The organism is Psychrobacter nivimaris (genome assembly GCF_904846365.1).
GTDB lineage: Bacteria > Pseudomonadota > Gammaproteobacteria > Pseudomonadales > Moraxellaceae > Psychrobacter > Psychrobacter nivimaris_B.
In genome coordinates this window covers 13,583-27,751 of record NZ_CAJHAL010000029.1, presented here as the reverse complement: position 1 = coordinate 27,751, position 14,169 = coordinate 13,583, and the positions used below count along the sequence as shown (strand labels likewise).

The following is a 14,169-nucleotide window of genomic DNA, read 5'->3' as shown; positions in this document are numbered from 1 at the left end:
TATTTACATTGGCATTTATTATGACGCAGCAATATCAAGTTTTAGCTCGCAAATACCGACCAAAAAACTTTCACGAGTTGATTGGGCAGACGCATGTGTCTCAAGCGTTGATTAATGCGATTGATTATAATCGTTTGCATCATGCCTATCTGTTTACAGGTACGCGCGGTGTGGGTAAGACAACGATTGCGCGTATTTTATCTAAATGCTTGAACTGTGATACAGGTATTACTAGTACCCCTTGCGGTGTATGTGATAACTGCGTTGCTATTGATCAGGGGCGTTTCATTGATCTTATTGAGATTGATGCCGCTTCTCGTACCAAGGTTGAAGACACGCGTGAGCTATTAGACAATGTGCCTTATGCGCCTAGCCAAGGACGTTATAAGGTCTATCTGATTGATGAAGTACATATGCTGTCTACGCACAGCTTTAACGCGCTACTTAAAACGCTAGAAGAGCCACCTGAACATGTGAAGTTTTTATTAGCGACGACTGATCCACAAAAGCTACCGATTACGATTATTTCGCGCTGCTTGCAGTTCGTTCTGCGCCCATTACCTCAAACGTTACTTAGCGAGCACTTGGCAAATATCTTGACCAAAGAACAGGTAGGCTATACTCAGCCAGCGATTTGGCAGTTAGCAAGTGCAGCCAAAGGTTCTGTGCGTGATGCTCTATCATTGACCGATCAAGCCATTGCTTTTGGTCAAGGCGCATTGGATGATGCTACTGTCAATGCAATGCTTGGTCTTATTGATGCTGCTGACTTAGTGCGTCTAATCACAGATATCTATAACCATGATAAGTCGGCGGTTGCTGCTCATATTGAGCAAATGCGCGCGCAAATGGTCGATGCGACTAGTATGTTTGATGGGCTTGCTGAACTGTTACATCAGTTGGCATTAACTCAGCTGTTGCCCGAGGTCGCTCTTAATGTCAATGAGGCGCAAGCAAAAGATATTTATACGCTAGCTCAGCATATCAGCCCTGATGTTTTGCAACTGTATTATGAGATTGTTGTACAGGCACGTGAAGGTGTCAAGCTTGCAAGTACACCGATGCAAGCGCTTGAGATGTGCATTTTACGATTACTGGCGTTTCGTCCATTGCCAGTCAATGAAGTCTTGAGCAATACTTGTGATAATGATGGGTCTGCTACCAAAGTACCAGCTATAGAGCCAGTATCTTCTACATCGGCTCTAGATGCTATTGCACATGAAGCGTCAGCACCGCCGCCAGAGCTTTATATTGTTGATTATCAGACACCAAGTCACGATGAGTTACAAAGCGGTATTGATTATAATGACAATTTAGCACAATCAGTGGCTAGTGCTATGCCTGAACCAATTGTTGAGCCTGAACCAATTGTTGAGCCTGAACCAATTGTTGAGCCTGAACCAATTGTTGAGCCTGAACCAATTGTTGAGCCTGAACCAGTTGTTGAGCCTGAACCAGTTGTTGAGCCTGAACCAGTTGTTGAGCCTGAACCAGTTGTTGAGCCTGAACCAGTTGTTGAGCCTGAACCAGTTGTTGAGCCTGAACCAGTTGTTGAGCTTGGCGCAAATGATTCTCAGTTAATAGCACACTCTGATGAAGATCCACGTACGTTGCTGCGTTGTCCACCTCAAGAACTGACAGGCGAGTGGAACCCAGAAAAGTGGGATTACTGGTTGCAAACTGCTCGTGAAGGCGAGGTATTGGCACAAGATGAGCTAGCACTGGCACGGCAAGGTACAATGACTGGACAATGCAATGGTAAAGCCACGTTTTTGACTAGTGTCGATAGTAAACATTTGCAGGTCACTTTTCAGCAATTGGCAGCTAAGCTACAACAGCAATTTACGCAAGCTGACATTGACTTGAAAATTGATAGTAGTATCATGCAGACCGAAGATAAAACCCCAGAGCGTCGACAGAAAAAACGTTTAGAGCAAGCGAAAACCGTTGCTGAAACGAAATTACTAAAAACACCAGTAATGCAGTATTTAACTGAACGCGGTGAGGGGAAAATGGGTAAAGTACAGCTGTATTGAGATTTTGGAGCAGTGTTTGCTCAAAGTATCTAAAAGTATATTTATATATTGAACGTAGTTTTATATTAAATATCAAGGTGATAGCAATATATCACCTTGATATTTTTGTTTTTATTACGGCTTAAAATATATTTATCAAACAAGAGAGAACCATTTGATAACGATAAGATGAATGTAAAGTCGTTATAATGGTTAAGTTATATTAAAAACTGAAATGACGTTTAGGTGAGAATATGTTGGATAATTTACGCGGTATGGCTGTGTTCGCCAGTGTGGTCGGACATGGCTCTTTTAGTGGCTCAGCACGTGAGCTAGGTATTACAACCAGTGCAGTCAGTCAGCAAATTCGTTCGTTAGAGAACGAGCTTGGCGTGGTATTGCTACATCGCTCAACTCGTAAGCTAAGCTTAACAGAAGCTGGTGAGAGCTTTTATGAAGCGGCAAAAGATGTCGTTAGTGCAGCAGAGCAAGGGCGTATCAAAGTTAATCAATTGCGTGATGAGCTAGCAGGTAGCTTGCGTGTATCGACGACTCCTGAGCTTGGTGTTAATCACATACTGCCGGCACTCTCTACGTGGATGGCGGCACATGATGATTTAAGCGTCACCTATCTAGCTGACAATCATTATATTGATATGATTGATGAGCGTATTGATATTGCTATTCGCATGAGTCCATCGATTAATGATTCTAGTTTGAGCAGTCATCCATTGACCGATGTGCGCCAACTGTTGGTTGCTTCACCTCAGTATTTGCGTCAGCACAGTAAGCTAAATACGCCTAAAGATTTGGCTGAGCATCAATTAATCTGTATTGAAATCATGAAAGATGCCAATCAGATCGATATGATTCAGACTGAAACTGGCAAAAAAACGCGTGTCAAAATGAACTCACGTATCTATACCAATAACGTGTTTATGGCAACGACGTTGGCTAAAGAAGGTCATGGTTTGGTTAGAATGTTAGAAATGGACGTCAAAAAAGAGCTTGAAAGTGGAGAGCTGGTAGAAGTGTTGACTGGCTATCAATTGCCAAGCTTTGTGCTATATGCGGTCACTTTAAATCGCGACCAACAGCCAGCTAAAATTACTCGTTGCCTAGAAGTACTGAAAAAATACTTCCATGCAAACTAAGTGTTGTTCTCACTACGCACGAAACGTTTTTAGTTAGCAATAAGCAGTTAGCAAAAATCCTATAGATAATGAATCATCTATAGGCTTTTTTGTTGTCTGTTATTAACGTTGAAGCATGCTTTAAAATGATGGTTTTAACAGATTGATTAAACGCTCAGCGACTTGTGTGCTTTCATCACGGCTCATGTTAAGTGGCGGCAGCAAACGTACAACATGACCACCCGTCACATTGATGATCAGCTTTTGCTCATCACGGGCACGATCTACCAGTTGGCTACAATCCATATCTTCAGGTAGCGCGATACCAATCATCATACCTGCACCGCGACTGCTAACACCATGTTGGCCAAATGTATCAACGATACTTTCTCTGATAAATAAGCCCTCAGTCACTGCGTTTTCCATAATGTTACTATTTGCTAGCACGTCATATACGCTATGTACCACACGGCTGGCCAATGGTGTACCACCGTAAGTAGAGCCATGACTACCAGCACCAAACAAACCGTTGGCACGGCCACGTACCATGCACGCACCGACTGGGAAGCCATTACCTAGACCTTTGGCTGTCGTCAACACATCAGGACGAGCATTGCTGTGTTGATAAGCAAAGTATTTACCCGTACGGCCATTACCTGTTTGCACTTCATCCAGCATAAATAACCAGTTATGAGCGTCACATTCCGCTTGTAACTCTTCAAGATAAGTGAAGCCATTGGCTGCAGTGTTTAGGCCACCTTCGCCTTGGATCGGCTCTACAAATATAGCGCAGATATCATCATGTTCTAGAGCAGCTTGTTTGACGGCAGCGATATCGCCAAATGGCACACGAATAAAGTCTTCATCTAGCGTATAAAATCCTTCACGCGCCTTTGGATTTGCAGTAGCTGACAAAGATAATAACGTACGACCATGGAACGATTGCTCCATTACGATAACTTTTGGACGTTTAAAACCTTGCTTGTAGGCGTATAAACGTGCCAGTTTCAATGCAGCTTCATTGGCTTCGGCGCCGCTATTGGCAAAAAACACACTGTCCATTTGGGCGGCGGTACATAGTATCTCTCCAGCACGCTCTTGCCAATCAATGCCAAACAAGTTGCTTGTATGAATCAACATACCTGCTTGCTGCTGAATCGCGTCAGTGACTTGTGGATGACAGTGTCCTAAGCCGCATACCGCGATACCAGTTAAGGCATCTAAGTAAGGCGTGTCATCTTTGGTATAGAGCCAACTGCCTGCACCGCGTGTAAAGCTGATTGGTTGACGATTATAAGTGGGCATCAGGTAAGTAGCAGACATGTAAAACATCCTTGGTATAATAATTGAGTAAAAGTGTGGATTATAGCTCGTCAGAAAAAGGCGTGGTTTCTGCAGGTAAGGTGTAATCTTCGTTTGCCCAAGCACCTAAGTCAATCAGCTTGCAGCGACTGCTACAAAACGGCTTATATTTATTGTCTTGCCAAGTCGTCTGAGTGCCGCAACGTGGACAAGGATAGGTCTTTAGGGGCGTATTTGCAGTAGAGTCAGTCATAAGAAAAGAGCAATGTCCTAAATGTTATTAGTATCGGTTGCATATGGCACGAGCAGTAGACGCATTCGTCATTTAAATTACGACGAAACGAGGCGTACTTGCTGTCGCTGTATTACTATTCAATTGGATTGACTATATAATAGCATGGGGCCGAATAATGACAAAAGACAAATGCTTTAAGGATAGTAGATGACCGACAATATTGATCTCACGCATCAGCAAGAGCGTGCCTTTCAACCACAAAAACTGTCAGCACCGCGTGACTTTATTATTCCAAATATCATTAATGACAATAAAAGTGAAAAACCGTTGATGCTAGAGATTGGGGCAGGGAAGGGTAAGCATGCACTTAGCTTTGCCGCACAAAATCCTGATATGCATCTGATAGCCATTGAACGCACGCGTAATAAATTTGAAGCATTCTCAAAATTAGCCACTTTACAAAATCTATCAAACCTAGACGCGATTCACGCGGATGCGATTGCATGGACAGTGCATGCCATTAAACCGAATAGCTTGGCTAAAATCTTCATTCTTTATCCCAATCCTGAACAGCACAATCCAAATCAGCAATGGCTGAATATGCCTTTTTTTGAGTTTTTATTATCACGCTTGCATGTGGGCGGAGAAGTGATATTAGTCACTAATATCGAATCCTATATGGACAATGCAGAACACCAAGCGACCAAAGTATGGTGTCTACCATCAACACGTTCTCGAGTACCAGCGACCAGTCAGCGCACTCATTTCGAAGTGAAATACCTTGCCCGACGAGAGGTATGTTGGGAGCTAAGTATTCGTAAGCCAAAGTGGTATAAGACAAGATTTGATGATTGGCAGGTAAGTGTTATAAGCAAAAAATAATAGCCTAGGTGAATATAGGGCTTATGTCAGTGCTCTACAATAAAGGTAATAGTATTAGACATAAAATAGCCTAAGCAAATAAAATTAAAACGATAAAAAGCCGTCACTAAAGGACGGCTAAAAATTTGCACGGTTTATAAATAAGGTTTTACGAGGCTATTAGAGTTGGTATGCGCATCTAAAACAGTTAAAAAGGTATATGCACCGATAAACTTACGGCTGATAAACATAAATTCTTTTGGTGGTAGATTAAATTCAAAAGATTGCATTGCACGTGTGGCCGTAGTAGATAGGCGTGAATGTAATTTACTGTTAGCCCAAATATAGCGATTCTGCTCATCCAAACATTCACTAGGGATATTAGCGTTTTTCTCAGGGTCACTAAAAGGCTCGGTAGCAAGTAAAAATAACGAGGCAATATCTGAACGTACTTTGTTACTCATGCTATCGAAAAAGTCATATCCTTTCATAGCAAGGCTCATTGCTTGCTGATCATGGCGATATCCTGCGCGTAGTAAACCACGGGCAATCGTTAATAAGTTACCATCAAACTGACGAATCGCTCCAAAATCTAGCAAAACCAATCTATCGATATCTTCTTCGTTTTCGCTCACACGCACTAAGTAATTACCAAAGTTGGGATCGGTCTGCATCTCACCCCATACAAAAATCTCTTGCATCATAATTTCTATGGCCGCTTGACCAATAGCATTGCGGCGTTCATGAGGTAATAATTGCAATGCTTCTGATACCACAGTGATACCTGGCTCGTATGACATGCATAGCAGACGTTTTTTAGAATAAGTGCGATTAATCTTAGGCACGATATAGCGCGGATCATCAATTAAACGCTCATAAAAACGCTCTGTCGTAGCCGCTTCCGCTTCATAATCGACTTCGTGATGGAGTAGGTCACGTATTTCCTCAAACCAAGCATCGAGTGCCCGTGTTTGAGGGACGATATTACTTACTTTTAACAATCGTTTGAACAAGGCAAGATCAGAGTTGATAGCATCTGCCACACCCGGATACTGAATTTTTAATACAACTTGTTCGCCAGTGGCGAGTACGGTCGCACGGTGAACTTGAGCAAGAGAAGCAGTTCCGATGGGGACAGGATCAATGTCTAGCTCGTTTAGTTTGTTGCCCAGTAACTGGCGTAATGTTTGCTCAATCGTCGGCCAAGTCAATGTCGCCGTGTCATCATTAAGGGTTTGCAAAGCACGCGTAATCTCTGGCGGCAGTATATGCTCACCATAAATCGCTAGCATTTGACCAATCTTGACGACCGAACCTTTCAATTTACCTAACTCTGATGCCAGATAATTTGCCTGAGTTTCCATAAATGCCTGATTACGTGCAGTACGTGCTTCTTTATTTAAGAACATACCAGACACGCTATTACCCGCCCAACGACGACCAATATTCAAAGAAGTTTTTGCAATCGACATACGACGATCAAACCCTGAGGTTTTTAGGCTATCGATTGATTGCTTGTTGCTAAAAGGTTTAGACGTATCATTTGCCATAAGTATAATCATTCATCCAATTGGTATTGATTTGCGGGTTCGAAACCTACAATACAAGGGAGACGTGATGCACAGGTACAAAATTGTATCATATAAAGCGCGTTGGTTTTATGAGCCTGAGCTGGCCATTGATAGTTACTTTGTAAGCCAATATCTAGTGGTAACTATTGATAAATAGGCGATTACTAATTTAAGTATGATTTATAAATAGCTAGATTTTTCTAGCAAGTTAACTGACTATTAAAATTTAGAAAAATCTATTTATAACCAATAGATTAGTATTAAAAAGATACTAAAAAATAAGACCTAGCATGATGCTAGGTCAAATAATGATGTAGAGCTATAAAGTATAGAAATATTATTAATCAAACACATTGAGCGAAACCTTCGCATTCTCTAAAATATTGCCCAAGACGCTACTCAATATGTCTTTTGATATGCATTAGCTGCTAAGCGTTTTCGCGAGTGATGGCGTGGTGACCAATATCACGGCGGTACTGCGCACCATCGAAGCTAATAGCAGCGGTTACTGCTAATGCGGCTTGCTGAGCATCAGAAATGCTATCTGCTAACGCAGTTACACATAAGACGCGCCCGCCGTTTGTGACGATTTCTTTATCATTATCGTTAGAAAATGCCGTGCCAGCATGAAAAACTTTCACAGCTTCGTCGTTGTTAGGATCTAGTTCTGGCAAGCCAGCAATCACATCACCTTTAGATGAAGTTTCAGGGTAGCCTTTTGATGCGACAACGATACCTAAGGCAGGGCGGTTGTCCCATTTGGCTTCGCTAGGCAATTGACCGTCTAATCCTTGGGCGACCAAGTCTACCATTGATGACTGCAAGCGCATCAAGATAGGCTGCGTCTCTGGATCACCAAAGCGGCAATTAAACTCGATGACATAAGGGTCGCCTGCCTTATCAATCATAAGACCTGCGTATAAGAAGCCAGTATAAGGATGGCCTGCGTTTTTCATGGCATCAACTACTGGTTGAATCACTTGCTGCATGACTTTGTTATGAACATCGCTGGTAACAACTGGAGCAGGAGAGTAGGCACCCATACCGCCAGTGTTTGGACCGGTATCACCTTCAAAAGCACGTTTGTGATCTTGGCTGGTTGCCATTGGCAAGATGTTGTCACCATCAATCATACAGATAAAGCTGGCTTCTTCACCCTGTAAGAACTGCTCGATAACTACGCGACTGCCAGCATCACCGAACTTATTATCCGCTAACATATCGTCGATAGCTTCATGTGCTTGTTCGATCGTTTCAGCAACGATAACGCCTTTACCTGCAGCAAGACCATCTGCTTTGATAACGATAGGCGCGCCTTGCTCATCGACATAGGCTTTTGCAGCGACTGCGTCTGTAAAACCTTGATAAGCAGCGGTTGGGATGTTGTTTTGCTCCATGAACTCTTTGGCAAAAGTTTTTGAGCCTTCTAACTGTGCACAGTACGCTGTTGGGCCCCATGCTTTGATACCTGCATCACGACAAGCATCAACAATACCCGTAACCAAAGGCGCCTCTGGACCAACAATCACCATGTCGATATCATTGTTTTGACAAAACGTGATAACAGCACTATGCTCGCCTGCGTCAGCGTCGGTAGACTCTAGCGTAACGTTTTGGCATTTAGGCTCAAGGGCGGTGCCAGCATTACCAGGAGCGATGTAGACATTTTTTACATTGTCATCTTTTGCACATTGCCATGCCAATGCGTGTTCGCGACCACCTGAGCCAACCACCAAAATATTCATCATACCTTTTGCCCTTAGCATTAAAGTTAATAGTGAGCGAGTCGTACGCTCTTAAATATGTTGGCATATTCTAACAAAAAAACGCCTTCAATTACCATGAGTATCCGCCTGCCAGCACCGAATCATCCATATCGATGTCCAAAACCGCATTGTCTCATTAGTAAAGGTTATCGACACATCGCTGATTCATGAAATGATGTTGTACACTTTAGCTCGCGCCTTATGTGCGTTACACTTCACTATATTGGTAGTATTAAATTCTGATGGCTACATATTAATAAAAAATAAGAGCAAAAAAGGAGAAAATTTCTAACTGTTATAAAAATAAAATAAGTCGCGTGAATGGAAATACTGCACCGTTGCACCAATGATGAATATGCAGTAACAGTAGTCAATCTAAATCGATAAACTTAAATAAATGTTAAACTAAATCTATAAAAAAAGGACGCAGGAAATGCCAAACTCCCTCAGTATCGCAAAAGAGCGCATTAGCCAGATAAGCGATATTGCTACCAGTTATGTACAAAAAGACAAATCGCTATTTGATCATTTTATTCATAGCTATTATCAGCCGCTGCATCAAGAAACTGCAGAGGCGATTAGTAATGCTGACTTGGCGGGCATGGCGCTACATCACTTTACACTACTCAAAGCTTACGACGGCAGCAAGCCGCAGCTGACAGTACTAAACCCAGCAGCAGAAGAGCAGCACTTTCATAGCTCGCACACTGTCATTCAAATCGCAGCTTATGATAGACCATTCTTAGTTGATACGATTTTGATGAGCCTAGAAGCTGAAGGTATCGATGTTCATCGTACTTACAACATCATTATCAGTGTTGAGCGTGATGACAATGGTGCTATTACGCATATCGAAGGCGCACATGAAAGTGCCACTTCACATATGTCATTGATTCATTGTGAAATTGCTTACCAAGACAACGAAGACTTGGAAGCGCTGCAACAAATGCTGATGTCAAAAATTGACACGCTTGATACGGTCGTTGGCGACTGGAAACAGATGCGTGCGCAGTTGAATGACATCAAAACTGAGCTTTCAACTAAGCCACTACCAGAAGTATTCTATTCACAACAAGAAATCCAAGCATTTTTAGATTGGATCTTAGACGATCACTTCATATTCTTAGGGTATCGTGAATACCGCTTGGAAGGTGGTCAGTCTATCGAAGTGACTTCTGAGCCGACCGATTTAGATTTATTCGCAATCGGTAACAGTGGTCTTGGTCTATTACGTGGTTCTGAAAAAGACAAGCTATCAGAAAGCTTTAGCCAGTTGCCTAGAGGCTTAAAGCAATTATTGACTGAGCCGCGCGTGTTGATGCTGTCCAAATCAAGCCGTGTATCACCTGTGCATCGTTCAGTATATATGGACTTTTTGGGCATTCATAAGTTCGATGATAACGGCAACCTAATTGGTGAATACCGCTTTATCGGTTTGCTAACGTCACAAGCCTATCAGCTGACTGTACAGCAAATACCGCTGTTGCGCGAAAAAGCCAATAAGATTATGGCAATGGCAGACTTGCCACGTGACGGTCATGCTCATCATAAGATGATGCATGTGATTAATACCTTACCGCGTGATGATTTGTTCCAAGCCAGCGTCGAAGAGCTATATCCAATTGTTTCGGGCATTACTCAACTACAAGACAAAAAGAGCTTACGTCTATTTAGCCGTATCGACCATTATCAGCGTTTTGTCTCGTGCTTGGTCTATATCCCACGTGATAAGTTCAACACCGAGCTACGTATTAAAGTACAAAACGTCCTAAAAGACGCCTATAACGGTATGTCTTCAGGGTTTACTACTGAATTCAATGAATCTGCGCATGCTCGTGTGCATGTCCACGTACGTACCGTGCCTGGTCAAGTAAATGACGTCAATATCGCCACACTTGAAGCCAAGTTATCAGCACTCATGCAGTCATGGGATGACAATTATCAAAAAATGCTACTCGACAATGTGGGTGAGCAACAAGCCAATGCTTTAAATCGTCGCTTCTTAAACTATATTCCTGCTGCCTACCAAGAGCGTTTTGATGCTCGTACCGCAGTCGAAGACACGAAGCGTCTGGCAGGACTGACCGCAGAGCAGCCGATGCTTTGGCACTTATACCAGTCGACAGGCGATGCACGTAACCAGCTTCACCTAAAGCTATACGGTCGCGAACAGCCGGTTATCTTGTCAAAAGTACTACCAATACTTGAAAACTTTGGTGTGTCAGTTATCTCAGCACAGACTTATGAGTTTGACTTGCCAGAGCAGCCTATCTGGATGCAAGAATATGAGCTGACCTTAGAGCATGTCGATACGGTCAATATGCAAGTCGTTCGTGGTCAGTTCGAAGACAGTCTCAAGCAAATCTGGGCAGGTCGCGTTGAAAGCGATTCATTCAATGAATTGGTACTAACGACCAAGCTCGATACTTATGATGTCGTCGTATTGCGTGCATTGTCTCGCTACATGCTGCAAGCACGTGCGCCATTCTCGAGTGCTTATATTCAGCAAACTGTGGTCAAAAACAGTGATATCAGTGTCGCGTTAGGTAGTTTGTTTGACGCACGTATGAATCCTAAGTATAGCGAAGAAGAACGTCAAGAAAAGGCTGCTACCATTCAAGAGCAAATCACAGCTGCGCTAGCAGATGTCGATAGTCTAGACGAAGATCGTATCTTGCGCTGGTACTTAGATTTGATCAATGCGATGGTACGTACCAACTTCTACCAAGTCGATAGCGATGGTCAACGTAAAGATCGTCTGTCATTTAAATTCTTGGCAGCAGACATTCCAAACTTGCCTAAACCAAAGCCAATGTTTGAGATATTTGTGTATTCACCGCGCGTCGAAGCTGTGCATTTACGTGGCGGCAAAGTCGCTCGCGGTGGTCTGCGCTGGTCAGATCGTATGGAAGATTTCCGTACCGAAGTACTTGGCCTCGTCAAAGCACAGATGGTCAAAAACGCAGTAATCGTCCCTGTAGGCTCTAAAGGCGGATTTATTGTAAAAACCAAGAGCATGGCTGATGGTCGTGAGGCGTTCCAAGCAGAAGGTATCGCTTGCTATCAGACATTCTTACGCGGCATGCTTGATGTCACAGACAATATTGTAGATGGCAACATCGTCCCGCCAGCCAACACGGTACGCCATGATGAAGACGACCCGTACTTGGTTGTTGCAGCAGACAAAGGTACAGCTACCTTCTCTGACATAGCCAACGCGTTAGCAGCAGAGTACAACTTCTGGCTAGATGATGCCTTTGCATCAGGTGGCTCAGTAGGGTATGACCATAAAGCAATGGGTATCACAGCTCGCGGTGGATGGGAGTCGGTCAAACGTCACTTCCGTATGCGCGGTATGGACATCCAAAACCGTGATGACTTCACCGTTGTCGGTATTGGTGACATGAGTGGTGATGTATTCGGTAATGGCATGTTGCTCTCAACGCATACTAAGCTCGTTGCTGCCTTTAACCATTTGCATATCTTTATTGATCCTAATCCAGATACGGCGGCCTCATACACTGAGCGCGCACGCTTGTTTGAATTACCACGCTCATCATGGGCAGATTATGAAGCATCATTGATCAGTCAAGGTGGTGGGATATTCTCGCGCCAAGACAAAACCATCGCTATCAGTCCTGAAATGAAATCGCTCTTCGATATCAGTGAAGATAGCCTTGCACCGAATGATTTGATCAGTGCGTTACTACGGGCACCTGTCGATCTTATTTGGAATGGTGGTATCGGTACTTATGTCAAAAGTGCAAACGAAACGCATGCTGACGTGGGCGACCGTGCGAATGATTCGCTGCGTATCGATGGTAATGAGCTACGCGCAGCTGTCGTTGGTGAGGGTGGTAATTTAGGTCTAACTCAGCAAGGCCGTATCGAGTACGCTCAAACGGGTGGACGTATCTATACAGATGCAATCGACAACTCAGGCGGTGTTAACTGCTCGGATCATGAAGTCAATATCAAAATCCTACTTGGCAAAGTGGTCGAGCAAGGCGATATGACGCTGAAGCAACGTAATGAGCTGCTTGAGAGTATGACTGACACCGTAGCAGAACTGGTATTACGTCAAAACTACTTGCAACCACAAGCGATTGAGCTGAGCCATATTCGTGCAGCAGCTAATTTGAGTGATCATCAGCGCTTTATTCAGATGCTAGAGAGTGAAGGGCGTCTGGATCGTGCGATTGAGTATCTACCATCAGACGAAGAGATTGCGAAGCGTCAAAAAGCGGATACTGGTCTGACCAACCCTGAGCTAGCAGTGGTCTTGGCTTATGGCAAGATGTGGGTTTATGACAATCTACTACTATCTGATTTACCAGATGATCCGTACTTTATCAATGAGCTACGTAAGTACTTCCCAGATGAGCTTGCGTCACGCTTCTTCGATGAGATGACTGAGCACCGTTTGCATCGCGAGATTATCAGTACTTACTTGACCAACAGTGTGGTCAACCGTTTAGGTATTGAAGCGCTATTCCGTCTCTTTGAGGAAACCGATCAATCACTAGCCACTATCGTACGTGGTTATGCGATTAGCCGTGATGTATTCAACGTATCGCGTGCTTGGAAAGCACTTGAAGCATTAGACAATCAAGTTGAGGCCACATTACTGCTGAACCTTGAGCTACGTCTACGTGATTCACTTGAGCGCGGTGTGGTCTGGTTTATCAACGCCTTTGGTCAAAACTTGCAAGTCGCTGATATGATTAGCCGCTTTAGTGAAAGTGTAGAAAAACTGACCAAGCCAAGTGGCTTTATCGAGCAGCAGTTTGCCCAATATCTGCAAGAAGATACCAAACGCTTGATGCAAAAAGAGCTGTCTGATAATGATGCTACGCTATTTGCGATGCTACCGTATCATGTCGATGCGCTTGATGCTGCATTGCTGGCTGAGCAATATGAGCGTCCTGTTGATGAGATTGCAACCCTATACTTTGAAGCCTATCAAGTGTTGCAGTTAGATTGGATGATGGGCAATATTGCCAATTTACCACAGCAAGACTACTGGGATCGCCGTGCACGCCATGCGTTAGTGAACGAGTTGTCACGTAGCTTGCGCCTACTAATGGATGCGGTACTGCCTAAACCAGATGCCAAGCAAGCATTTAGTGAATGGAAAGCAAGACACGTCGATCAGCTTGCAGCAGTCACGACAGAGATGAATAAGTTAGATGAGCTGCATAGCAACGATGAAGAAGGTCAAATTGGTCTGTCAACGCTGTCAGTATTGATGAGTGAGCTTAGTGGTTTAGTTACTAAGTAATGAAG

8 protein-coding genes are annotated in these 14,169 nt (G+C 43.5%); 4 read left to right on the top strand and 4 right to left on the bottom strand.

The window, feature by feature from the left end:
• The first annotated feature begins 20 nt into the window (after window positions 1-20).
• A complete protein-coding gene (gene dnaX, locus JMX63_RS11650) occupies window positions 21-2,036 on the top strand; it encodes a DNA polymerase III subunit gamma/tau (RefSeq protein ID WP_201572523.1) in 2,016 nt (671 codons plus the stop codon).
• Window positions 2,037-2,269: 233 nt separating this feature from the next.
• Window positions 2,270-3,169 (top strand): LysR family transcriptional regulator, encoded by a 900-nt coding sequence (locus JMX63_RS11645; protein WP_057760292.1) that lies wholly within the window; start codon window positions 2,270-2,272, stop codon window positions 3,167-3,169.
• A 120-nt stretch (window positions 3,170-3,289) separates the two neighbouring features.
• Here the strand turns inward: JMX63_RS11645 and JMX63_RS11640 are convergent, their stop codons facing one another.
• Together JMX63_RS11640 and JMX63_RS11635 are read right to left on the bottom strand one after the other, a co-directional pair.
• Entirely contained in the window at window positions 3,290-4,471 is a 1,182-nt protein-coding gene (locus JMX63_RS11640; protein ID WP_201572521.1) for an aspartate aminotransferase family protein, read from the bottom strand.
• Between the two features lie 40 nt (window positions 4,472-4,511).
• A complete protein-coding gene (locus JMX63_RS11635) occupies window positions 4,512-4,703 on the bottom strand; it encodes a DNA gyrase inhibitor YacG (protein ID WP_201572519.1) in 192 nt (63 codons plus the stop codon).
• A 189-nt stretch (window positions 4,704-4,892) separates the two neighbouring features.
• On the opposite strand from JMX63_RS11635, the gene JMX63_RS11630 reads away from it, so the two are divergent.
• Window positions 4,893-5,567 (top strand): class I SAM-dependent methyltransferase, encoded by a 675-nt coding sequence (locus JMX63_RS11630; RefSeq protein WP_201572517.1) that lies wholly within the window; start codon window positions 4,893-4,895, stop codon window positions 5,565-5,567.
• A 134-nt stretch (window positions 5,568-5,701) separates the two neighbouring features.
• On the opposite strand, the gene JMX63_RS11625 is transcribed toward JMX63_RS11630, so the two are convergent.
• Together JMX63_RS11625 and purD are read right to left on the bottom strand one after the other, a co-directional pair.
• Window positions 5,702-7,096: an ABC1 kinase family protein gene (locus JMX63_RS11625; protein ID WP_201572515.1), complete on the bottom strand. Its 1,395-nt coding sequence runs from the start codon at window positions 7,094-7,096 to the stop codon at window positions 5,702-5,704.
• Window positions 7,097-7,545: 449 nt separating this feature from the next.
• The gene (gene purD / locus JMX63_RS11620; protein ID WP_201572540.1) at window positions 7,546-8,862 is read right to left on the bottom strand and encodes a phosphoribosylamine--glycine ligase; all 1,317 of its coding nucleotides are present in this window, start codon (window positions 8,860-8,862) and stop codon (window positions 7,546-7,548) included.
• A gap of 454 nt (window positions 8,863-9,316) precedes the next feature.
• On the opposite strand from purD, the gene JMX63_RS11615 reads away from it, so the two are divergent.
• The gene (locus JMX63_RS11615) at window positions 9,317-14,164 is read left to right on the top strand and encodes an NAD-glutamate dehydrogenase (protein WP_201572513.1); all 4,848 of its coding nucleotides are present in this window, start codon (window positions 9,317-9,319) and stop codon (window positions 14,162-14,164) included.
• Window positions 14,165-14,169 lie beyond the last annotated feature (5 nt).